Origin of the sequence: Cohnella nanjingensis (assembly GCF_014212125.1) — a bacterium.
Lineage (GTDB): Bacteria > Bacillota > Bacilli > Paenibacillales > Paenibacillaceae > Cohnella > Cohnella nanjingensis.
In genome coordinates this window covers 228495-248521 of record NZ_JACJVP010000007.1, presented here as the reverse complement: position 1 = coordinate 248521, position 20027 = coordinate 228495, and the positions used below count along the sequence as shown (strand labels likewise).

The window sequence follows — 20027 nt, the reverse complement described above, 5'->3', positions numbered from 1 at the left end:
GCATGAACACGATCTTAATCACAGGTGCTTCTTCGGGTATTGGACGCGCAACCGCACGGTATTTTGCGGATCAAGGATGGCATGTAGTCGCCACTATGCGTTCGCCGGAGCAAGAGACGGAACTGAATCAACTGCCGCGCGTGCTGGTCACCCGTTTGGACGTCGAACAACCTCCTACCATCCAAGAGGCCATCGCGTCCGGCATTCGGCAGTTCGGCAAGATCGACGTGCTCCTCAACAATGCCGGGTACGCGGCTTTTGGCGTATTTGAAGCGGCCGATCCCGAGCAGATGAAGCGGCAGTTCGATGTAAATGTGTTTGGCCCGATGTACGCCACCCAAGCGATTCTGCCCCACTTCCGTTCCAACGGGACAGGCACGATCATTAACGTCTCTTCCATCGGAGGCCGCATCACCTTCCCGCTGCTTACGCTGTACCACGCGAGCAAGTGGGCGGTCGAAGGCTTCTCCGAGTCGCTCTACTACGAATTGGGGACGCAGAACATCAAAGTAAAAGTCGTCGAACCCGGCAACGTCTCCACCGACTTTACGGGGCGGTCCCTGGACATCCTGTCGGACGAAACCTTGGAGTCGTACCGGGCCTATGCGGAGACGGTGCTTCAAAAGCAAATGGACAGCTTCCAGACGAACGTCTCCTCGCCGGAAGCCATCGCCAAGGCGATCTACGATGCGGCGACCGATCCGTCGGACCGTTTAAGATACCTGGCCGGAGAAGACGCGCATTTCCTCATGAATTTACGGGCCGGGAAGCCGGACGAAGAGTTCATGGAGATCATCGCGGCTAACTTCCGGTAATTCGGCAAGGCGTTGATCGCGCCAAAAGGCGATGGGCGTCAGGATGCAGGATGCGGCAGGATGCGGATCATCGATCGACAATCCTGCTTGTCCGAGGTACGGAAGAAGGGTCAGCCCGTTCAGACGGGTTGACCCTTTTCGATGTCGTCGAAGCGGACGGGAAACGATGCCGCGGAGGCTTGTGCTAGAACCGCTTAATTTTGATAGAATGGATACACGCAAGATCGATCGGAGGAATCGGGTTGGATTATATCGTACTGGACATTGAATTCAACGGCCGCAAGTTCGCGAGCGAGCTGCCGATGGAGGTGATCGAGATCGGGGCGGTCCGGCTGGACGCCTCGCTGGAGCCGAAGGACGTCTTCTCGGCCATGGTGAAGCCGGTGTACTTCTCCAAGCTCAACAGCTTCATTAAGAAAAAGACCGGCATCGCCCAAGAGGAAATCGATACGGCTTCCGGCTTCGTCAAAGTCATCGGAGATTTCAAGGCGTGGCTTGGGAGCAACGATTCGTTCCTGCTCCTCACTTGGGGCGGGGAGGATCTGAAGCGCATCGTGTTCGACACGCGGATGCACAAGCTGGATGACGCCTACTGGCTCGGCGTCGACTACTTCGATCTGCTGAAGGGATACCTGCGCTTCAAGAACGTCACGAACGACGTGAGCGTCGAGGCCGCGCTGCAGGATCTGGAGATCCCGGCCGAGGGCTCCGCTCACCGCGCGCTCGACGACGCGCGCATGACGAGCGAGATCTTCCGGAAGATCTTCGCCGAGCTCGACTTCGAACGCAAGCAGCGCTTCAAGGATACCTACACCAACGCCAAGGAGCGCAGATTGGTGAAGAACGCCATCCGCGCGATGGCGGCGCAGAAGATCGCCCCCGAATGGGAACTGCTCGCGGAAAATCACCTGAAAGGCAAGATCGAGCTGACGGACCCGCGGAAAGCCGCGGAGCTGCGGGAATACTTCGACGCCGAACGCGTGAAGAAAAAGGACAAGCCCCCGGCCCCCAAGAAGCCCGAGGCGGAATAACGGAAAGCGGGACTCGCGCTATACGGCGCGAGGGCCGCTACGCTGCGGCTCGCCCGTCGCCCGTTTCCGGCGCCGACAGGTCCGTGCGTCAGGGCGCAGCACGACGGCTATCGCACGCCACCTGCTTATACGGCGGGCGGCGGGAGGGCCGCTTGGGTCCGGACGCCGATAAGTTGCAAAAGTACATCTTATTGGAGCGAAAACCGGCCCCTGGACGTTACTTGTTGTAAATGTACAACTTATTTCGAGGATCCTTCTCGAAAAGGCCGATATCCGCCAAATAAGTTGTACAGATGCAACTAAATCGGCTTTAAGCCGCCTTTCCGCTGAAATAAGTTGTACAAATGCAACTAATCGCTCGGGAGGGCGCGCGACTGATTCGACTTCCGAGTGCGCAGCGATTCGGATCGCCCCGCTCCCTCGCTCGCTTCATCGGCCAAACAGCTGCCCAAAAAGGGCCGTCGCCCGCTCATGTCGGTTTGAAACCCCGCTCATGAATCGGAGACGGCCCTTCTTCCGGTTGTCGCTGCCGTTACGTCGCATGAGGCTTCTCGTGACGGATTCCCACGCCTCGACGTTGCTGCTCCCGACATGAGACTTCTTGTGACGGATTCCCACGCCTCGACGTTGCTGCTCCCGACGGCTCTCCATCCCCTGCGGCGCCCCTACTTCTTGCTGTTCGCCATCGCCGGGACCAGTTGGACGTCCTTGTACTCTCCGTCCGCGAAGGCGCGGTACTCCGGCGACTCGACCGGGTAGAGCGCCAGCTTGCCCTCGGCATTGAAGTGAATGCCCCAGCCGTACTTCTTCGGGAGCATCGAGGCGCGCAGACAGGGCTTCGGCTTTTCGTGGAACGCTTCGAACAATGCGCTGCCCCGCTCGGCTTCGGGAATCCCCTGGTGACGAACATAAACCTCGTAGAGCAGTTGTTCCTGGGTATAGGTGTAGGGGTGATCCGCAGCGAGCTCAAACTCGATGCTCGGCTTCGTCTGCCCGTTTTTCTTGTCCGGAGGCACCATCCCTCGCTCCGCTGGACAGTCCCGCGACACCGTAATGAACGTATTGTAGTAGTTGTGGTTCATCTCTATCCCTCCTCCGGAAGGTTCGTTCTCCCCATTATACCCCACTAACCCTGACAAATCCGGTCAGTCGAATCAGGCTCCCGATTTCTGCTATGATGGATGCATCATCCATATCGGAGGGAGAACGAGAGATGGCCGTTTATGTCGGATTGCTCCGCGGCATCAATGTCGGAGGCAACAACAAGGTGAAGATGGACGAGCTGAAGCGCATGTTCGCGGAGATGGGCTTCGCGCGCGTGCAGACCTATATCCAGAGCGGGAATGTCCTCTTCGCGTCGGACGAGGACGAGGAGACGCTGCGCGCGCGCATCGAGCCGGCGTTCGAAGCGCGGTTCGGCTTCTCCTCGCGATTTGTCTTCCGCACGGCGGAGGAGCTTGAGAACATCTTGGCGCGATGCCCGTTCACCGCGGAGGAGATCGCGGCGGCGGACGCCAAGTCGGAGAAGGAGAGCCTCTACGTCTCCATGCTGACCGAAGCGCCGCCGGCCGAATCCCTCGCCAAGCTGAATTCGTCGAACTATGAAAACGAATCGTTCCGGATCGTCGGACGCGACGTCTACTTGTTGTTCGACCTCAGCATCCGCAATTCCAAGCTGGGGGTCGATGTCCACAAGATGAAGATCCCGTCGACGAACCGCAACTGGAAGACGATCACCAAGCTCGCCGCCATGGCGCGGGAGATGGCCGAATAGATCCCCACGCTTTAGGATTCGAACGAGGAAGTCCGCTTCTCCGCCGCGTCCACCGTATGCTTCAGCAGCATGGCGATCGTGACGGGTCCTACGCCTGCGGGTACCGGCGTGATCGCGCCGGCTCGCTCCAGGCAAGCTTCGTAGTCGACATCGCCGATATTGCCCGGATTGTAGCCGGCGTCGAGTACCACCGCCCCCTCCTTGATCCAGCTGCCTGGGATGAACTTCGGCTTGCCGACCGCCGCTACCACGAGGTCGCCCGCTCCCACGATACGGTCGAGCTGCTGCGTCTTCGAATGGCAGATCGTCACGGTGGCATTCCGGTTCAGCAGCATGAGCGAGACCGGCTTGCCCAGAATCGGGCTGCGGCCCACCACGACGGCATGCTTGCCTTCGATCGGGATCCGGTAGTAGTCGAGGATCGCCACGATCGCCGCCGGCGTGCAGGAAGGATACGCCGCCATCCCGAACGCGTTCTGGGCGAAGCCCAGCGTCGTGACGCCGTCCACGTCCTTCGCGAGGTCGATCGCCTCGAAGGCGGCACGCTCGTCGATGTGATGCGGGACCGGATGCTGGAGCAGGATGCCGTGCACGGACGGATCCGCGTTCAGCTCCCGGATGGCCGCGAGCAGCTGCTCGGTCGTCGTCTCCCGATCCAGCTCGACCCGTCTCGATTCGATGCCGAGCCGTTTGCAGGCATTGCCCTTCATTCGCACATACGTGGCGGAAGCCGGATCGTCGCCGACCAGAATCGTGACCAAGCAAGGTGTGATCCCGCGCTTCGTCAACCCCTGTACCTTCCCCGCCAATTCATCCTTGATTGCTTGCGCGACGCGCGCTCCGTCCAAGATTAGCTTCGATTCTGTCATGCTCCGCATCTCCTTTTATAGGGGGTCCAGAAAACATAAAAAGGCAAGGGGACGCATCCCCTTACCTCTGCCCAGGCGTACGGCTACCGCATATCCGCGCGCTCCCTCATGGTTCCCCATGCTCCGCCAGTCACGCGCAGTCGTTATCTGATTAGAGCATACCGGATTACGCGCGATCGTTCAACCGGCAAACGGCATTCCGCCTGTATGGACGATCTATGTTACACTGATTTATACGAGAGTATGAGATTGCGGGGGAGTAACGAGATGAAGCTGGTATCGTGGAACGTCAACGGATTAAGGGCCTGCGTCAACAAAGGCTTTAATGACTACTTCGCCGAGACGGGGGCCGACGTCTTTTGCGTGCAGGAGACGAAGCTGCAGGAGGGGCAGATCAGCCTCGACCACGGCGAAGCATATGGCGCTTATTGGAATTATGCCGTCAAAAAAGGCTACTCCGGCACAGCCGTGTTCACGCGGATCAAGCCGCTGTCGGTCCGCTACGGCATAGAGGAGGATCACGAGCCCGAAGGGCGCATCCTGACGCTGGAGTTCGACGCCTTCTATCTGGTGACCGTCTATACGCCGAACGCCAAACGGGACCTGTCTCGGCTGGACTACCGGCTCGAGTGGGAAGACCGGTTCCGCGGCTACCTGCAGGAGCTGGACGCGGTCAAGCCCGTTATCGTCTGCGGCGATCTCAACGTGGCGCACCAAGAGATCGACATCAAGAACGCCAAGTCCAACCGGGGCAACTCCGGCTTCACCGACGAGGAACGGGACAAGATGACCCGCCTGCTGGGCGCGGGCTTCATCGACACCTTCCGACACCTCTACCCGGACCGGACGGACGTCTTTTCCTGGTGGTCGAACATGCCGGGCGTTCGCGACCGGAACGTCGGCTGGCGCATCGATTATTTCCTCGCTTCCGCCCGGCTCGCGCCGTGGCTCGTCGACGCCAGGATCGACTGCCACGTGATGGGCAGCGATCACTGTCCCGTATCGGTCGAGTTCGCGGACCTGACCGCGCCGCCGCCTGCGCAAGTCTAACGGCACGTCCGGGAACACGCCGTCTGCCAAACGAGTAGACCGACTGGCTGCGCCGCTCCTCGAAGCGCGATCACGACGAACGGGCGGTCTCCCCGAACATCCGCCTCACCTCGTCCTGCATCGTCCATAGCGGACCGCCGGCAAGACGCGCGAGATCGGGCGAGACGAGCCGCGACTCGGACAAGGGCAGCAGGCGATAGATGTCGCCGTGCATATCGGGGTCCGCGCGGTGCGCGACGCGTCTGCCCGTGACCTTCGCGATCGCGCGCGCCAGGTCGTCCAGCCGCCACGCGCGCGCAGCCGTCAGCTCATACGTTCGGCCCTCGTGGCCTTCCTCGGTCAGGACGGCGGCGGCCGCGAGCGCCAGGTCTTCCCGCGCCGCGTTGTTGAACGTCCAGTCGCCCGGCGGGCTGAGCAGGATGCCGCTCAAGGCCGCCTCCCGCACGCCGAGGAACCGGACGATGTCCAGGTAGCCCGCGTTGCGGAGGATCGTATACGAGAGGCCGGATTCGCGAATCGCCTGCTCCGTAGCCAGATGGAGACGGTGCAGCGGAAGCTTGCCCTTCTCCGGATAGGCGACGCTCGTGTAGACGATGTGGCGGACGCCGGCATGGGCGGCGGCCCGAATCGCGGCCCGATGCTGCCGGAGACGAACGTCATCGTCCCTCTCCGGGGAGGAGACGAGCAAGAGCTTCGACGCGTCCCGGAAGGAAGCCGCTAGCGTGTCCGGCGCATCGTAGTCGCCGTGTCGGACTTGGATGCCCGCCATCGACAGGCTATCGGCCTTCTCCGGACGTCGGACGCTGGCGATCGTACGTGGCGCATGGCCGGCGCGGATCAAAGCCTTGGCGATCAGTTGCCCGAGATTCCCGGTGGCGCCCGTCATTGCAATGGTCATATCCAACACCCTTTCCCGCTCATATAGTTAAACATTTAACTAATTAGAGAAAAGAAAAGACCGATCAATCGGCCTCTTCCCGCAGCTTCGCGAACAGCGCGAGCAGCTGGCGCATCTCCGGCTCGCTTAAGCGCCCCATCCGCTCGGAGACGACCGCCCGGTTGCCCGGGAGCGCCTCGAACAGGAGGCGCTCTCCTTCGGCCGTCAGCGCGATCCGCCGCTTGCGCCCGTCCTCCGGATGGCTGGAGCTTTGAATGTAGCCCGCTTCCTCCAGAGGCGCGAGCAGCACGCTCACGTTCGGCTTGGTCACGCCGATCCGCGCCGCCAGGTCGGACGGCAGGATGACGCCGCCGGCCTTGGCGATCTCGACCAGCATCCGGATGCGAGCGCCGTTCAGCCCTTGGGCGTGCCAATACTTCTCCGATACGCCGATGAGCGCCGCGGTCGCGTCGACCATCGCGAAGAAGGTCTCGACCTCAAGCGGCTGCAGCGTCACATATCGCTGAATCTCCTTCATCTCTGCCGCCCCAAAACTAGTTAAATGTTTAATTAATCTCAATATAGCGGGATCGCCGGCGCCTGTCAATGCGTACCGGAAAGCCGGCAAACCGCCTCTTGCGCTTACGGTCTCCGCATCATGCCTTGAACGGCTTGAGCGCCTGCTCGTATTCCGCGTATCGAAGCTTCCACTCGTCCATTCGCTCGATCGTCCGGCCGTCCAGCAGCGCTTCGATGACGTCCAGACAGACATGCCAGCCGGCCAGATCCTTCGGCGTATGATCCGTAAGCTGCTTGACCTGTTCAATCAATACCAGCTTGCAGCCCGCCGGCTCCGGATACAGCTCGAAGCGGACCGTGTCCTCACCGCCCCATCGGTAAGCCAGCACCTCATGCGTCCGCAGCTCCAGGATCTCCAGCTCCTTATCGTTGCCGTCTCCCAAATCGAACTTGATGGCGCCCCCTACGCGGAGGTCGTCGACGCTCAGCTCGGAGAACCACTTCGAGAGCTTCTCATTCTCCGTGAGCATCGCCCACACCTTCTCGACCGGGTGCTTGAGATGACGTACGTATCGGACGGTATACCCTTGTTCGTCTTGCGCGATGACTGCCAACATCTTCAGGACTCCTCCTCGTCCAGATACCGTTCGAGGGCATCCAGTTTGTCCGGCCACAGCGGCCGGTAAGGCTGCAACCAGCGGTCTACGTCGGTTAGCGGCTGCGCATGCAGCCGATACAGATGCTTCTGCCCATGCTTGGCGGCCGAGACGAGACCGGCCTCCCTTAGGATGCGCAAATGCTTGGAGACGCCGGGTTGGCTCAGGGACGTGAGCGCGACTAGCTCGCCGACCGTACGTTCCTTGACCCGCAGGGCATCGAGGATCGTTCGGCGCTTCGGCTCCGCCAATACTTCAAAAAGGTTATCGGACATGTCTATATATTACCCATTGGTTATATTTCCGTCAAGTTATGAATAAAGCGACATCCGACATTCTTAAATTTGACAGTTCAGTACAAAATAATTATTCTAATTACAAGACAACTTGCGGAGGGGAGCGAGACGAATGAACAAAAGCGGCAGACCGCGCGAATTCAAAGATACGGCGGTCATCGATGCGGCCATGGAAGCGTTCTGGGCGAATGGTTACGAAGCCTGCTCGACGGAAGACCTGTGCAAGCGGACGGGTCTCGGCAGAGGAAGTCTGTACAATGCGTTCGGCAGCAAGCACGAGCTGTATGAGCACGCCCTGCTGCGCTATCATGAAGCGGGCATCGAGGCGCAAGTCGAGATCCTGAGACAGCCGGGGTCGCTGCAGGGCCGCCTGCGCGGCTTGCTGGAGTGGGCGATTCGCGAGGACTTCTCCCAAGAAGGCCGCAGAGGCTGCTTGCTGATCAACGCGGCCATGGAGCGCGCGTCACGGGACCCGGCGGTCGAACGCATCTTCGATCAGCATGTGACGCTGCTCCGGCAAGCCCTGGAACGGGCGATCGAAGCAGGCCGCCAAGCGGGAGAGCTGCCTCAACCGCGGACGACTTCCGAGCTGGCGAGCTTGTTCCTCAGCAGCTACTACGGGCTTCGCGTACTGAACGCCGCCGTACAGAATCGTGCGATGGCCGAGCAGATCGTCGAAGGAACGCTGGCCTCCTATGCATGATCGGTCGAAAGGCGTTTTATTTTTTTGATTAATTCTGTACTGATCCATACAATATAGGCATGCGCTGTCCGCCTGCATGTCGGATCCCCGACGCCATCGATCCCTTGACCGGCCAAAAGGAATCCTTCGCAGCGCGTCCGATTTTGTACTGATCCATACAATTATTGATTTGAACCCAAGATAGGAGCTGTTCAAATGCCATTTGCGATCTACGTATTGGGCCTTATGATCTTCTCCCAGACGACGTCCGAGTTCATGGTCGCCGGCATGTTGCCCTCGCTGTCCGCGGAATTCGGCGTCTCCATCGCGGCGATCGGCTACCTCATCTCCGCCTATGCGGCAGGGATGATCGTAGGAGGACCCCTGCTCACGGTCGGATTGCTGAAGCTGCCGCGCAAGCAAGCCTTCCTGTCGCTCGCTCTCCTCTTCCTCCTCGGACAGTCGCTGGGCGCACTGGCCGAGAGCTATGGGGTGATGATGGCGGCGCGGATCATCACGGGCATCTCCTCCTCCGCCTGCTTCGGCGTCTCGCTCGCCATCTGCTTCAGCCTGGTCCGCCCCGAATCGCGGGGACGGGCGGCATCGGTCGTCCTCGGCGGCCTCATGGTCGCGACCGCGATCGGTCTGCCGGCGGCCATGCTGTTCGACCAGCGCTTCGGCTGGCGCGCCAGCTTCTGGGCGGTCGTCGTGCTCGTGCTGCTGTCCGGGCTGCTGGCGTTGCGGGCCATTCCGGCTACGCCGCGTCCGGCGGCGATCCGCATCCGGGACGAGCTAGCCGCCTTCAGGAACCGTCACCTCTGGGCAGCTTATGCGACGAGCATGCTCATCATCGGGGCGACCTTCGCCGCCTTCAGCTACTTCACGCCGATCCTGACCGAGCTTGCAGGCTTCGCCCCCTCGACGATCCCGCTGCTCCTCGGCATCTACGGCGCGGCGACCGTACTCGGCAATATCGCGACCGGCCGACTGGCGGACCGGCACATGATGCCGATCCTGAGCGTCGGCTTGCTAGCGTTGACCGCCGCGCTCACGCTCTTCGGGCTTTTCGGGCATCAGCCGGTTCTCGCCATGCTCGCCGTCGTCGTCATCGGTATCGTCGGCGTGCCGATGAACCCCGCCATGTCGACGCGGATCACGCGGGTATCCGGCACCGGCACGCTGGTCACGACGGTGCACGGCTCCGTGATCAGCCTGGGCGTAGTCGTCGGCTCCTCCGTCGGGGGACTTGCGATCGATGCCGGATACGGCCTCGCATCGCCGCTCTGGGTCGGCGCGATCCTGGCGGTACTGGGCCTGGTCTCCCTGTTTCCCTATCTGCGACTCGGCGGAGCGGCGCACCCTAGGCCATGTTCGGCAGAAGAGGAGGAACGGAGGACGGCGGCGACCTGAGCGCGGATCACGCCTTCCCGCCATGCAGCGCAGAAAGGATGCCCACCCAATCTGACGCTGCCTAGGCCGGGAATGATGCTGGCCTCAAAGCCGCTCCCTGTTCCCGGGGATCAAGCCGGGCTCAAGACCGCTCCTTGGCCCTCGCTCTTGCCCGGATCCGCAGCCGCACCCCGGCGATCCCGCCCAATACGACCAGCCATTGCGCCGGCAAAAGCGACTCGAAGCCGTGCCCCGCACTCGCTTCGGAGACGACCGCTCCGATCATCAACAAGCTGAGCGCGGCGGCGGCGTACAGCGTCGTACGCGGAACGGCCAGCAAGATGCCGCCGGCGAGCTCTGCCAATCCGACGACGATCCTGGCCCAATCCGGAAACCCCAACGCATCGAACATCTCCACCATTTGCCCCGCCCCTGCGAGCTTCTGAATGCCGTTCTGAACGAAAAATAAAGCGGCAGCGCCAACCACAATCCAACCTGCAATACGCATCCCTTTGTTCATCGACGTTCCTCCTTGCGGATGGTTAATTAGAATTCTAACTATATGAGCGATAAAAACGGCTTCTCCATCCTAGGCAGAAAACGAATCATCCTAGGCAGAAGACGAATCGTTTTTATCGGGAAAACCCGCTCCGGACAAGCGGCACTCTCCCTCCTGACGCGTGACGAAGGCGCCCGCCGCTCACGTTTTGTCAAAGACGCTGACCATCTTGACCAGCAGCTGCCGCAAAGTCTCGAACTCTGCCGCCGTCATGCCTTCTCTGACCCGGCCCTCTACCTCGGCGGCAAAGTGCTCCGTAGCATGCGCCTGTTCCATTCCGGCCTCGGTTAAGTAGATTTGCTTGAACCGGCCGTCCTGCGGATGGTCCTTGCGGATGATAAGTCCTCTGTTCGCGAGTCCGTTCATCAGACTGGTGACGCTTGGCCGTTCGATCATCAGAATATGCTCGAGCTGGGAAGAGGTGATCCCCGGATAATGGCGGATCACGCCCAACGCGCTCCACTGCGTGTGGGTAAGCCCCGTCGGCCGGAGCATGTCCTCGACCTCGCGGCGCAGCGTGATATAGCCCGTCTTCACCAATCGGCCGATCGGCCCCTGATCCCACTGCCAGCTTTCGGTTTTCGTTTCCTTTTCCATCTCGATCGCCTCTATAGTTAGAATTCTAACTATATAATAAACCATTCCCTGCCTTTGTCAAGATGGCTCGCTTGCCTCGTTGCTGGCCGATGCCGCGCGCGCTTGCCGGGAAAGAACGATTTAAACCGTTCCCTGACTTGCTCATAGGCGTTTGACGTTCCACAATCATCTTATGAGCCGGAAAACCTATCCCGCGCACCGTTGCACTTCCCTACTACGACGAACAAGGAGTGATGATGTTGAACATAAACGATCACACAATGAGGTCTCCCGGAGGTCGCCTTCGTTAACGCGCCGACCTCTCCTGAGGCCATAGGAGGCGAACTGCCATGATGTCTTTGCAAAACATGGTGCGAGGATTAGAGAACGACGCTCCCGCCAAGCAATTGCTTCAGCGATGGGCGCATGATGCCGATACGCTGCGATTTTGGAGAGCCAGCAGCAACTTCGTCTATACGTACGCCAACAACGACAAGCCTTATTTCCTCCGATTCATTCACGAGACGGACAATCGCATCGAGCAGATCCAGGCGGAGCTGGATTTCGTGCTGTACGCGATCGAGCAAGGCTATCCGGCAGCCGCTCCCGTCCGCTCCAGAGACGGATGCTGGATCGAGACCGTATCGACGGAGAACGGACTCTACTATGGGGTGGCGTTCGAAAGGGCCCGCGGACAACATATCCCGCTCAACCGGATGTCCGAGGAGCACTTCGCCGCCTGGGGCAGGTCTCTCGCCTCGCTCCACCGCCTGTCCGAGTCTTATGCCCCGAGGGCGACCCCGTGCAGGAACTGGGAAGACACGTTGATCTGGATCGCTTCGATCCTGCAGCGGGATCCCGGGAAGGCCGGCCTCCTGCATACGCTTCATGCCTTGCGGGCCCGACTGGCCGAACTGCCGGCCGCGCCCGGATCCATGGGCATGATCCATTATGACTTCGAGTTCGACAATCTCTTCTACGTCCCGGAAGAAGCGCGCTACTGCGCGATCGACTTCGACGACGCGATGGTGCATTGGTTCATGATGGACGTCGCGTCCGCCCTCTCCGATCTGCTGGAGCAAGAGAGCGGGCAAGCCCGGCTGCAGATCAATACGTTCTTGGACGGGTACCGGTCCGTCAAAGCGTTGGACGAATACGATCTTAGCCTGATTCCGGTCTTCCGGCAGTTTGCCGATCTCTACACGTACGCACGTCTACAGCGAAGCATCGAAGAGCTGGACGAATCCAGCTCTCCGGAGTGGGCCGTTCAGCTTCGGGACAAATTGCTGAGCGTCTGCGATCGCATCCGCGAGCGTTGCCGGAGTTAGTGCCGTCGCCCGCGACACCTTCGTATTCATAGAGAGAGCGATGCCAGCCGCCGGGTCTTCCGGCGTTTCCTTGTTCGTTCAATATTCCGTTCCCCGCACCTTGGCGAACACGAAGGTATCGGATAGTTCGCCGTTCACGTCGCACTTCTCGCGGCGCAGGACCGCTTCCTTCGTGAATCCGAGACGCTCGGCCACTCGGGCGCTCGGCCCATTTCGGGCATCGCAGCGGATCTCGATCCGGTTCGCCTGCAGCGTCTGTATGGCAAATTCCGTAATTCCCGCTACCGCTTCCGTGATATAGCCTTGCCCGTTCAGGGATGTACGGATCCAGTAGCCGATCTCAAACTTCCGAGCTTCCCAATCGATCCGATGAAGACCGCTGCCTCCCACGAATTGACCTGTCGTCTTGTGAAATAGATACAGCCTTAAGTCCGAACGTTCCAGAAAATGAATGCGTCCTTGGCGCGAGCTGATCATCGACTCTTCGATCGTAGGAACCTGTTGCACCCAAGGCATCCAGGGACGCAGTTCGTCGACGCTCTCCCGAATCGCCGCGTTGACGAGTTCCCCGTCCTCCCATTGCGGTGCGCGTATCACCAATCGCTCCGTCTCAAACTGCTCCGGTATCGACAATAGAAGCGGATTGACGGCTTTTGACTCCATGATCATCCTCCATTCCTAGCGTGGCCATTCCCCTGTCAGAATAGATCATAACACGCCTCCTCCGACATCAGTTTACCTGTAATACAAGTACACTGATGGTCCAGATTATAAGTGCAAATAATAATCCGCTCCAAAAGACCTCTCCAGTATATGGTTTTCCTTTTACAATCTTTTTAATTGCTCTTAACAATGCGACTATGAACTCGTTTGATTTGCTAGAAATATCCAATCTTGCTCTTGATTGTAGTGAAGATCATTTTTAACGTCAATCGCTTTTATGGCCTCCCTCTCTCGGAGCAAAACAAAATAGGGGCCGAAGTCGCCCCTCCCCGCCCTCTATTTTTTCCCCTAGACCGCGCTGTGTGTTCGAGCTTCCGAGCCACCTACGTGAACGGTTCTACGAATCTCCGCGTCGCCACGCTTCAGCGGTTAGAAGATCATCTCATAGCAGCCGATGGCCATGAGGAGGATGCATCCCAACAGTTCGGAATATCGCCCCAGCCAGGACTTCGCGATCTTGCTGCCCAGACGGACCCCGATATCGACCGACGCGAACGAGAAGACGCCGACCGAGAGGGCCGTGATCCAGGGAGAGACGCCGCTGGCGCCCGCGCCGAAGCTGCTCCCGATGCAGTTGACCGACAAGGCGAAGCCTAACGAGATCGACTCGACCCAGGAGATGACGTGATCTCCGTCTTTGTCAGTGCGGTCGGCGATTCGCTCCGACGCTTGGGCGCTGCCGGCGCCTTCGCCGGACGCCGCGGCCTTCCTCCGTTCCCGGACGACCTTGCGAATGCCCCAGACGCCCAGCAGGACGAGCACGCCGCCCCCGATCAGATTGCCCCAGTAGAGCGGGAACAGCTCGGAGAAGTACATGCCGGCCGTCATCGCCACATAAGTCGCGGCCATGGATAAGAATGCGATTAATAAATTCGACAAGAGCGGTACGCGGGTCTTCCTCGCGCCGAACGTTACGCCGATTCCCAGATTATCGATGTTAGCGGCCACGCCGATGAGGACGATCGATAGCCAATGCATGCCTTTTGCCTCCCCTGGTGCCTGAATCCTTTACGGTATGCGCGGGGCCGCCCAGATGAGCCCATGATGCCGTTTGTCGAAAATTCTACCCGGTGTAAGGCGCAAAATCAAAAAAGAAGGGCTTGCCGGCCCTTCCATCCATCCTTATCGCGGCATTCGACAAGAACGACGCGCACCAAAAAAAAGGACCGCAACCGCTTGCCTCCCGGCAAGCCGTCGCGGTCCTTGAAGCCGCGCTATTGTATCTGAACCAGCAGCAAGATAATCGAGAATAAGCTGAAACACGTGCTGGCCAAGAACAGGAACCCCAGCGCCTGCTTCGTGTTCAGGCCTGCCCGCAGCAAGCGATAGTGAACCTGGCTCGCATCCGCCTGATAGATCGACTTGCCTTGCATGAACCGCTTGAAGACCACGAACAAGTTGTCGAAGATCGGGACGCCCAGCGCCAGGATCGGGATGAAGAGCGATAGGACGGTGGCTTGCTTGAACGCGCCGTCCAAGGCGATCACCGCCAAGACGAACCCGAGGAAGGTGGCTCCCGCATCGCCCATGAATATCTTGGCGGGCGGCTTGTTGAAGCGCAGATAGGCAACGGTGACGCCTACCAGAATGATCGCCATGATCGCGGAATTCGACTGGCCCATGACGAGCGCGACGATGAACAGCGTGCCCGCGGAGATGGCCGAGAGCCCTCCCGCCAGCCCGTCCAGACCGTCCGAGAAGTTAATGACCGTCGTGACCCCGAAGATCCACAGGATCGTCAGCAAGAACGAGACGATCGTCGGCAGCGTGACATAATCCCCGGATAAGGGGTTGTAGAAGCCGGTGAACGCATTGCCCGAGAAATAGACCAAAACGGCTGCGGATACCTGTACGACTAGCTTGGGCAAGGCGGGGAAATCTTTGCCCTTGGTCTTGTACCAGTCATCGACCGTGCCGATGGTGAGCAGCAAGATGCCGCCTAGCAGCAGCGCGCCCGTCTCCCAATTGAACGCTCTGGCAACCAACAAATAAGTAATGAAAAATCCGAGGAAAATCGCATAGCTGGCCGTGAGCGGAATGGCCTCCCGGTGCAGCTTGCGTTCGACATTTTTTCTAGGCTTGTCCACGAAATCCCATTTAAACGCCAATCTGCCGAAAGGAGGAATCAAGAGATATACGATCAGAAACGACACCACAAAAGCGACTGCGTATAAAATATCTTTCACCACCGTGAATTCGATAGATTCCAGACATAATTATACATTCGAACGCACGGGCTGTCGACTCATAGGGGATCGCTGTTCCCGAGGGAAGTCCGATTCGCTGAATTTGACACGTTCACGTCAAGGAACTGTAAACGTTCAAAGTATGCTTGGTGATGGCTTCATCGTAATCCGGGTACGGATATCCGAGCGTTTCTGCCACCGCTTTAGAGAATGTTCTAAATAACGCATGACAAGCAAATAAAGACTGCCACATGCTGGAATAGCCATTCTCGGCATAAGTGGATAGCAACGCTTCCCAATCTTCATTCGCGAGGTACCGGTCAATGAATTTATAGTTTTTCCCCACGCTGAACGTATAGCCTCGCTCTGACCCGATATGCCAAGCCATCATTCTCAACAAATTAGGTCGGGCTATTTCATTCAAATGGTCGATCGCAAACAGGATTTCTTTTCTCGCCAATCCTTTTACGACGTAAGTGGATACCATCCAGAATTCATTGCAGCAATCGTCGAATTCTCTTGCCGTCGGCTTCTTAATCCAGTATTGGCGGTCGTTTGCGAGCACTTCTTTTTGGACGCGCGTATCCTTATCAAGCAAGACCTCGACTAATCCGTCGCTACGGGTAAAATAATCCTCCGCCTCATCGATCGGAATTAGGGTCAGGTCTAATTTATTGCCGTCTTCAAAAAGGATGAGATAGGAGAACCAATTCCCTAATTCGGACGGAAAAAGCGCCATATCCTCCGGTTTCTGCATCATGATTCGATTGCCGAAAATATCGAGCCATTGATCGTTCTCCTTGAAGGAATCCATCTCTGTCACAAAATAAGAAATATCGAAATCTTGGAACGTATCGGACGGAATATTGCGGTTTGTACGCGAACCTTCCAAGGTGACCAAGCGGATTCTATGATCATTCCTAGCAAAATCTACAAGCATATTTATCATTTCCTGTTCGCTTCGCAATGCAGTCGGCCTCCGTTCTAGCCTTAATCTTCGTAACTTTAAAATAGAGCGGATGAGAATCTTTTACAATAGCTGAAATATCCGCCAAGCGAAAAAGCCCTGCTCGTTCGCAGGGCTTTCCTTGTTTGAACACATGCCGTTCTATTGCGTCAGCAACCGGCGTCCCATGAGCCAGATCGCAAGCGGGTTCCCTTGAACCGGCAGCCTTCTCGATGCGCGAATCAGGGAGATGCCTCCGGCGATCAACGCACCGCCAATCAACACAGCTAGGATAAGCAAGAGCGGAGACACCAGATCCTGCATGCCCATAATTCCCGTGTAAGCCCAAAGCGTGCCGAACGCGGCCATGAAGAATACGCCCGATGCGGTTCCGCGGACAGCGGCCCCTGGTACGTTGGTTGTAGATGGCGACATGATGAATCCTCCTTGTGTTCCTCTTGTTGCTCTCATTGTAAGAAAAAAGGATGCCCTTATGTCAGTGCATAAGTTCATCCTTATCCATGAAGTTTCTCATGTCTTGACGTGTGAGATTTTCAAAAGCGCCCTTTCCTAGCCGCTACTCGGCCGCAGTTGTATGGATCTTATTCAGCATCCGCCGGATCAGCCGTTCCAGCGCTTCGCCGGGCACGAAGGGAGCCAGGCCGGAGAGGACGTCCGCGTTCATGCTACCCGGATCCGCGCGGTCCAGCAGCTGCACGAGCCGCTCCCTGCTCAAGAAGGGGGCGAGCCCCTGGATCGCGCCGACACTAGCGCCCTCATCATTCCAAGCACGTTCCACCAGGAAGTGCAAGGTGTCTTGGCTGAGGAAAGGCGCCAAGGCTTGGACAACGTCGCCATCGATCGGATCGTCCTCCGCCCGCCTCACCAGGCGGTCGAGCTGTTCCGAGGCCAGGAAGGGCGCCAGTTCTACGAGCTGCCCAACTTCGGACGGTGAGCTGAATGCCCGATCCGCCAACCGCGCCAACGTGCTTCTGCTCACGAAGGGAGCCAACCCCTGAACCGCCTTCAAGTTCAGCTGGTCTTCCGCCGCTTCCTCGAGGATGAGATCGAGCGCCTCGCTGCTCAGGAAGGGCGCCAGTCTCAGGATCTCCCGTATGCTCGTTGGCGAAGCCTCCGACGGATCCGGCTCTACCGCTTCCTCTTCCTGCGCCCGTCCGGCGTGAACGACCGGACGCTCGCCGACTGCGGGCGAGGCCTGAACCGGGAGAGATTCCGCCTCCGCCGCAAGGGACAGCTCCGCCGCCGCTCCCGCCGGTTCCACCGTACGGCGCTCGCCGGTCAGCAGGTCGTCGATAGTCGTTCCGAGCAGCCGGCCGATGGCCGGCAGCGTGCCGACGTCGGGCAGCGACTCTCCCCGCTCCCACTTCGAGACGGCTTGGTGGCTCAGGTTAAGCTGCTCCGCAAACTCGGCCTGCGTCATTCCTTTTTCCTTGCGTAGCGTGGAGATCAAAGCACCGATCTTGCGCATATCCATCATGGAACGCCTCCGATTGAATGAATGTACAGTGCGCACTGTCTGTCTTCAGCATAGCATGGCGAACGCTCGCACTCTATCAAGCTTCGGTTGAAGCGCCAAATTCAACCGGCAGTTGAATAGGGCACGGTCAGTTGCAGCTCAGAGACGGTCTCACCATCCTGCTCGCCACCGACCACAAGACGCACAAGGTCGAGGAGCTCTCGGCCAGGGACGGTAAGCAGCAGACGTGGAAACCTGCCTAACGAACGTATAAAGGGAGCGGCGCGATGCGCCGCTCCCTCTTCCTTTTGTTCGTCGGTCTTCAGATGCGATTCCCGGCGGCCATCTCCTCGGCGCCGCGAGCCGCATTCATGCGTTGTAGCAACAACCGGATCAGCGGCGGCACCGCGAAGAAGATGAACCATGTCCGGAACAACTGATAACAGCTGACGATGGCGATGTCCGCATGGATCTCCTTCGCCATGATCCCCATCTGGTCCATGCCGCCGGGCGCCATGGCGAGGAACGCCGTCGCGGGCGAGACGCCGTGCATCCGGGTCAATAGCCAGCTCAAGCCGAGCGCGCCCGCGATCAGCAGAACGCCGCTCATCAGGGCCAGCACGATGACACGGAACTTGTTCTGCAGGCTCTCCGGCCGAAGCATCAAGCCCACGTACGTCCCGATGAACAATTGGGCCGCGTCCAGGAATCCTGCCGGAAGCGCGGGCCCATCAACCCCGGAGAGGTGAAGGACGGCCGTGGCGATCATGGGCGCCAACAGGAAGGCCGACGGGAAGCGAATCCGCTTGCCCAGCATGGCGGCCGCGACGCCTACGGCCGCGAACAGGAGCACGTTGGGGAACAGGTCCCCCCAAGGGGCGGACGCAGTCCCCACATTCGCAGCCGCGCCGCCGTGCGTGCCCCCGAACAAGGGGCTGAACACCATCAGCGGCACGCAGAAAATAATCATCATCAGCCGCGACACTTGGAGAAAGGTGATGATCGTCAGATCGACCCCTTTGCTCTCTTCCGCCAGGATGATCATCTGCGAGAGGCCTCCGGGGATGCTGCCCATCAGTACGGTCGGCAGGGACAGCCCGGACAGCCGCGACACGAGATAAGCGATCAATGCGCTCAGGAGCAGCAGCAGTACGGTCATTAGAACCATGCTCGGCAGCTGCCGCCCCATCTCGCTCAGCGTGGTCGCCGTGAACGACAAACCCAGCGAATAGCCGATGGTGATCATCGCGGTATGGCGGAAGACGCCCGGCCATAGCGGCTTGAACGGCTTCGGGAGCCTGGCGCCCGCGAAGGCGCCGACCATCGGTCCGAGCAGCCAGGGCAGCGGCGCGCGGATCGCCGCGAACAGGGCGGCGCCCGCCAGCGAGAGGGCAAGGGTGATCAGGAATCGGCTGAACCGGCTCACGATCGGTCGGCCAGCTTCTCGATGCTCGCGTTGACGTTTTCTCTGGCCAATCCGCCGTGGTAGCAGATGACGGTCTCGATATCCAAGGCCTTAAGCTTGCCCAGGGAGGCGTATGCTTGCTCCAGCTCTGGCGTCATCTGAGGACGCGGTCCTTGCAGCTCCCCGCCTACCGCTACCATCGCATCGCCCGCGATCAGCGTCTTGCTCGCATGATGGTAGAGACAAACGTGACCTGGCGTATGCCCCGGCGTATGAATGACAGTCAGGCCGCCGCCGAACGGCAGCGTCTCGCCGTCCGCCATCGCGCGGGTCACGTTCGGCTTCGTCGGATGAAGGAAGGCGTTCTCGAAGGAGATGCGCACCGCATCCGGCAAGGATGGCAGCAGCATGCTCGCCCGCTCCGGCCCGAACTTGATCATCGGCGTCTTGCCGTCGATGGCTTCCCGATCGTCTGCATGGGCATACACTTCGAACGGGCTCGGCTCCGACGCCTGGAATCCGGGCAGACCGCCGATATGGTCGATATCCTGGTGCGTCAGCACGATGGCTTGAAGGGGAAGCTCGGGAATCCCCGCTTGTTTGACCAGGGCGCGAATCAAGCCCTCAGAGCCCGGCATTCCCGTATCGATCAAGACCCAGGCGTTCTCGTCGTAGAGGACGACCGGATGGATCGTCATCGCCCGTTCGCCTTGACCCAGCGTCAATTCCAGCATTTCCAATCCTTCTGCGATCCTCATGTTCATCCCGATGCCGGCCGCTCGGCCGATCATCGGTACACCTCCTTAGCATCCATGGATTAAAACCAATGAGTTCAATATAGAACTATTAAGTTTTATTGTCAACCGTCA

The 20027-nt window shown here is 59.2% G+C and carries 23 protein-coding genes and 1 riboswitch; of the genes, 7 read left to right on the top strand and 16 right to left on the bottom strand.

The window, feature by feature from the left end:
- Positions 1-2 precede the first annotated feature (2 nt).
- Entirely contained in the window at positions 3-815 is an 813-nt protein-coding gene (locus tag H7C19_RS07050) for an SDR family oxidoreductase (RefSeq protein ID WP_185141868.1), read from the top strand.
- Between the two features lie 242 nt (positions 816-1057).
- The gene (locus H7C19_RS07045) at positions 1058-1846 is read left to right on the top strand and encodes a 3'-5' exonuclease (RefSeq protein ID WP_185141867.1); all 789 of its coding nucleotides are present in this window, start codon (positions 1058-1060) and stop codon (positions 1844-1846) included.
- Between the two features lie 665 nt (positions 1847-2511).
- On the opposite strand, the gene H7C19_RS07040 is transcribed toward H7C19_RS07045, so the two are convergent.
- Complete coding sequence (locus H7C19_RS07040; protein WP_185141866.1) at positions 2512-2928, bottom strand: DUF6157 family protein; 417 nt, start codon at positions 2926-2928, stop codon at positions 2512-2514.
- A gap of 131 nt (positions 2929-3059) precedes the next feature.
- On the opposite strand from H7C19_RS07040, the gene H7C19_RS07035 reads away from it, so the two are divergent.
- A complete protein-coding gene (locus tag H7C19_RS07035; RefSeq protein WP_185141865.1) occupies positions 3060-3620 on the top strand; it encodes a DUF1697 domain-containing protein in 561 nt (186 codons plus the stop codon).
- Positions 3621-3631: 11 nt separating this feature from the next.
- On the opposite strand, the gene H7C19_RS07030 is transcribed toward H7C19_RS07035, so the two are convergent.
- Positions 3632-4489 carry a bifunctional 5,10-methylenetetrahydrofolate dehydrogenase/5,10-methenyltetrahydrofolate cyclohydrolase gene (locus H7C19_RS07030; RefSeq protein WP_185141864.1) on the bottom strand — a complete coding sequence of 286 codons (858 nt, stop codon included), beginning with the start codon at positions 4487-4489 and terminating at the stop codon, positions 3632-3634.
- 62 nt (positions 4490-4551) lie between these two features.
- A riboswitch (ZMP/ZTP riboswitch) is annotated at positions 4552-4633 on the bottom strand.
- Between the two features lie 123 nt (positions 4634-4756).
- Between H7C19_RS07030 and H7C19_RS07025 the strand changes: the two genes are divergently transcribed.
- Positions 4757-5539, top strand: a complete 783-nt coding sequence (locus H7C19_RS07025) for an exodeoxyribonuclease III (protein WP_185141863.1) — start codon at positions 4757-4759, stop codon at positions 5537-5539.
- A 70-nt stretch (positions 5540-5609) separates the two neighbouring features.
- Here H7C19_RS07025 and H7C19_RS07020 read toward each other — a convergent pair whose 3' ends face one another.
- The 4 genes from H7C19_RS07020 to H7C19_RS07005 all read right to left on the bottom strand — a co-directional run bounded on the left by H7C19_RS07020 (position 5610) and on the right by H7C19_RS07005 (position 7866).
- A complete protein-coding gene (locus H7C19_RS07020) occupies positions 5610-6437 on the bottom strand; it encodes an NmrA family NAD(P)-binding protein (RefSeq protein WP_185141862.1) in 828 nt (275 codons plus the stop codon).
- A 64-nt stretch (positions 6438-6501) separates the two neighbouring features.
- A complete protein-coding gene (locus H7C19_RS07015) occupies positions 6502-6954 on the bottom strand; it encodes a MarR family winged helix-turn-helix transcriptional regulator (protein WP_185141861.1) in 453 nt (150 codons plus the stop codon).
- A gap of 118 nt (positions 6955-7072) precedes the next feature.
- Positions 7073-7552 carry an SRPBCC family protein gene (locus tag H7C19_RS07010; protein ID WP_185141860.1) on the bottom strand — a complete coding sequence of 160 codons (480 nt, stop codon included), beginning with the start codon at positions 7550-7552 and terminating at the stop codon, positions 7073-7075.
- Between the two features lie 2 nt (positions 7553-7554).
- Positions 7555-7866, bottom strand: coding sequence for an ArsR/SmtB family transcription factor (locus tag H7C19_RS07005; RefSeq protein ID WP_185141859.1), 312 nt, complete (start codon positions 7864-7866; stop codon positions 7555-7557).
- Between the two features lie 133 nt (positions 7867-7999).
- Here H7C19_RS07005 and H7C19_RS07000 point away from each other — a divergent pair, with 133 nt between their 5' ends.
- Complete coding sequence (locus H7C19_RS07000) at positions 8000-8590, top strand: TetR/AcrR family transcriptional regulator (RefSeq protein WP_185141858.1); 591 nt, start codon at positions 8000-8002, stop codon at positions 8588-8590.
- A 195-nt stretch (positions 8591-8785) separates the two neighbouring features.
- On the top strand, positions 8786-9979 hold the full coding sequence (locus H7C19_RS06995) for an MFS transporter (protein ID WP_185141857.1): 1194 nt from the start codon (positions 8786-8788) through the stop codon (positions 9977-9979).
- Between the two features lie 121 nt (positions 9980-10100).
- Here the strand turns inward: H7C19_RS06995 and H7C19_RS06990 are convergent, their stop codons facing one another.
- Together H7C19_RS06990 and H7C19_RS06985 are read right to left on the bottom strand one after the other, a co-directional pair.
- Positions 10101-10478 (bottom strand): DoxX family protein, encoded by a 378-nt coding sequence (locus H7C19_RS06990; protein WP_185141856.1) that lies wholly within the window; start codon positions 10476-10478, stop codon positions 10101-10103.
- 180 nt (positions 10479-10658) lie between these two features.
- Complete coding sequence (locus tag H7C19_RS06985) at positions 10659-11114, bottom strand: MarR family winged helix-turn-helix transcriptional regulator (RefSeq protein ID WP_185141855.1); 456 nt, start codon at positions 11112-11114, stop codon at positions 10659-10661.
- A gap of 329 nt (positions 11115-11443) precedes the next feature.
- On the opposite strand from H7C19_RS06985, the gene H7C19_RS06980 reads away from it, so the two are divergent.
- On the top strand, positions 11444-12421 hold the full coding sequence (locus H7C19_RS06980) for a phosphotransferase enzyme family protein (RefSeq protein ID WP_185141854.1): 978 nt from the start codon (positions 11444-11446) through the stop codon (positions 12419-12421).
- Between the two features lie 78 nt (positions 12422-12499).
- On the opposite strand, the gene H7C19_RS06975 is transcribed toward H7C19_RS06980, so the two are convergent.
- From H7C19_RS06975 to H7C19_RS06940, 8 genes are all read right to left on the bottom strand, one after another.
- Complete coding sequence (locus H7C19_RS06975; RefSeq protein ID WP_185141853.1) at positions 12500-13090, bottom strand: GNAT family N-acetyltransferase; 591 nt, start codon at positions 13088-13090, stop codon at positions 12500-12502.
- A 423-nt stretch (positions 13091-13513) separates the two neighbouring features.
- A complete protein-coding gene (locus tag H7C19_RS06970) occupies positions 13514-14122 on the bottom strand; it encodes a manganese efflux pump (RefSeq protein WP_185141852.1) in 609 nt (202 codons plus the stop codon).
- 236 nt (positions 14123-14358) lie between these two features.
- Positions 14359-15330, bottom strand: coding sequence for an MraY family glycosyltransferase (locus tag H7C19_RS06965; RefSeq protein WP_185141851.1), 972 nt, complete (start codon positions 15328-15330; stop codon positions 14359-14361).
- A 112-nt stretch (positions 15331-15442) separates the two neighbouring features.
- Positions 15443-16297 (bottom strand): aminoglycoside 6-adenylyltransferase, encoded by an 855-nt coding sequence (ant(6), locus tag H7C19_RS06960; protein ID WP_185141850.1) that lies wholly within the window; start codon positions 16295-16297, stop codon positions 15443-15445.
- Between the two features lie 141 nt (positions 16298-16438).
- Positions 16439-16711, bottom strand: a complete 273-nt coding sequence (locus H7C19_RS06955; RefSeq protein ID WP_185141849.1) for a hypothetical protein — start codon at positions 16709-16711, stop codon at positions 16439-16441.
- Positions 16712-16853: 142 nt separating this feature from the next.
- Positions 16854-17771 carry a helix-turn-helix domain-containing protein gene (locus H7C19_RS06950; RefSeq protein WP_185141848.1) on the bottom strand — a complete coding sequence of 306 codons (918 nt, stop codon included), beginning with the start codon at positions 17769-17771 and terminating at the stop codon, positions 16854-16856.
- Between the two features lie 304 nt (positions 17772-18075).
- Entirely contained in the window at positions 18076-19179 is a 1104-nt protein-coding gene (locus tag H7C19_RS06945) for an AbrB family protein (RefSeq protein ID WP_313731444.1), read from the bottom strand.
- Positions 19176-19949 carry an MBL fold metallo-hydrolase gene (locus H7C19_RS06940; protein ID WP_246469334.1) on the bottom strand — a complete coding sequence of 258 codons (774 nt, stop codon included), beginning with the start codon at positions 19947-19949 and terminating at the stop codon, positions 19176-19178. The genes H7C19_RS06945 and H7C19_RS06940 overlap by 4 nt, the downstream gene beginning before the upstream one ends.
- Positions 19950-20027 lie beyond the last annotated feature (78 nt).

What these genes read in the sequence shown, in the direction of transcription:
- H7C19_RS07050 (WP_185141868.1), top strand. Translation starts at nt 3, where the DNA reads ATGAACACGATCTTAATCACAGGTGCTTCTTCGGGTATTGGACGCGCA.
- H7C19_RS07040 (WP_185141866.1), bottom strand. Translation starts at nt 2,928, where the DNA reads ATGAACCACAACTACTACAATACGTTCATTACGGTGTCGCGGGACTGT.
- H7C19_RS07035 (WP_185141865.1), top strand. Translation starts at nt 3,060, where the DNA reads ATGGCCGTTTATGTCGGATTGCTCCGCGGCATCAATGTCGGAGGCAAC.
- H7C19_RS07030 (WP_185141864.1), bottom strand. Translation starts at nt 4,489, where the DNA reads ATGACAGAATCGAAGCTAATCTTGGACGGAGCGCGCGTCGCGCAAGCA.
- H7C19_RS07025 (WP_185141863.1), top strand. Translation starts at nt 4,757, where the DNA reads ATGAAGCTGGTATCGTGGAACGTCAACGGATTAAGGGCCTGCGTCAAC.
- H7C19_RS07020 (WP_185141862.1), bottom strand. Translation starts at nt 6,437, where the DNA reads ATGACCATTGCAATGACGGGCGCCACCGGGAATCTCGGGCAACTGATC.
- H7C19_RS07015 (WP_185141861.1), bottom strand. Translation starts at nt 6,954, where the DNA reads ATGAAGGAGATTCAGCGATATGTGACGCTGCAGCCGCTTGAGGTCGAG.
- H7C19_RS07010 (WP_185141860.1), bottom strand. Translation starts at nt 7,552, where the DNA reads ATGTTGGCAGTCATCGCGCAAGACGAACAAGGGTATACCGTCCGATAC.
- H7C19_RS07005 (WP_185141859.1), bottom strand. Translation starts at nt 7,866, where the DNA reads ATGTCCGATAACCTTTTTGAAGTATTGGCGGAGCCGAAGCGCCGAACG.
- H7C19_RS07000 (WP_185141858.1), top strand. Translation starts at nt 8,000, where the DNA reads ATGAACAAAAGCGGCAGACCGCGCGAATTCAAAGATACGGCGGTCATC.
- H7C19_RS06995 (WP_185141857.1), top strand. Translation starts at nt 8,786, where the DNA reads ATGCCATTTGCGATCTACGTATTGGGCCTTATGATCTTCTCCCAGACG.
- H7C19_RS06990 (WP_185141856.1), bottom strand. Translation starts at nt 10,478, where the DNA reads ATGAACAAAGGGATGCGTATTGCAGGTTGGATTGTGGTTGGCGCTGCC.
- H7C19_RS06985 (WP_185141855.1), bottom strand. Translation starts at nt 11,114, where the DNA reads ATGGAAAAGGAAACGAAAACCGAAAGCTGGCAGTGGGATCAGGGGCCG.
- H7C19_RS06980 (WP_185141854.1), top strand. Translation starts at nt 11,444, where the DNA reads ATGATGTCTTTGCAAAACATGGTGCGAGGATTAGAGAACGACGCTCCC.
- H7C19_RS06975 (WP_185141853.1), bottom strand. Translation starts at nt 13,090, where the DNA reads ATGATCATGGAGTCAAAAGCCGTCAATCCGCTTCTATTGTCGATACCG.
- H7C19_RS06970 (WP_185141852.1), bottom strand. Translation starts at nt 14,122, where the DNA reads ATGCATTGGCTATCGATCGTCCTCATCGGCGTGGCCGCTAACATCGAT.
- H7C19_RS06955 (WP_185141849.1), bottom strand. Translation starts at nt 16,711, where the DNA reads ATGTCGCCATCTACAACCAACGTACCAGGGGCCGCTGTCCGCGGAACC.
- H7C19_RS06950 (WP_185141848.1), bottom strand. Translation starts at nt 17,771, where the DNA reads ATGGATATGCGCAAGATCGGTGCTTTGATCTCCACGCTACGCAAGGAA.
- H7C19_RS06940 (WP_246469334.1), bottom strand. Translation starts at nt 19,949, where the DNA reads ATGATCGGCCGAGCGGCCGGCATCGGGATGAACATGAGGATCGCAGAA.